1 protein-coding gene is annotated in these 600 nt (G+C 35.5%); it reads right to left on the bottom strand.

What is annotated here, in order from left to right; genetic code table 11:
- Window positions 1–600, bottom strand: a 600-nt coding sequence (locus IDG60_RS28375) for a ferrous iron transporter B (protein ID WP_164826034.1), incomplete at both ends; no start/stop codon positions are given.

Below are 600 nucleotides of genomic sequence, written 5' to 3'. Positions count from 1 at the left end.
AAAAGATACCTACGAACAACGCATACACTGGCAGTCTAGCAGAGCATGACATGAATGGTGCAATTAATATCGTTGTTAAACGCTCTTTTTCATTTTCAATACTGCGCGCAGCCATAATACTCGGTACATTACAACCAAATCCGATAATCATTGGTATAAAAGACTTCCCGCTTAAACCGAACGATTCCATAATACGATCCATTAAAACCGCAATACGTGCCATATAACCTGAATCTTCTAATAAAGATATAAAGAAAAAGAGCACAACAATTTGTGGTACAAAGACTAATACTGATCCTACACCAGCAATAATGCCATCTGTAATTAAATCTTGTAAAAATGGTATAACCCCTAGATAATTCATAATCGTCTTCACACTATCTGTAAATGTACCACCTATAAATGCATCGAGTTGATCCGACAAAGGTGTGCCAATCCATGTAAATGTAGTTTGAAAGATCAACCACATAATTGCTAGAAAGATAGGCATCCCTATATATTTATGTGTTAATATCTTGTCTATTCTAGAGCTGAAATATTGCTTATCTTCATCTGGATACGTTACCACGTCTTGCAATAACGTCTCAATATAATGATTGC

This window comes from Staphylococcus sp. EG-SA-2 (assembly GCF_017152085.1).
Note: the sequence above shows the minus strand (reverse complement) of the source record. Positions and strands in the feature narration are given on the sequence as shown.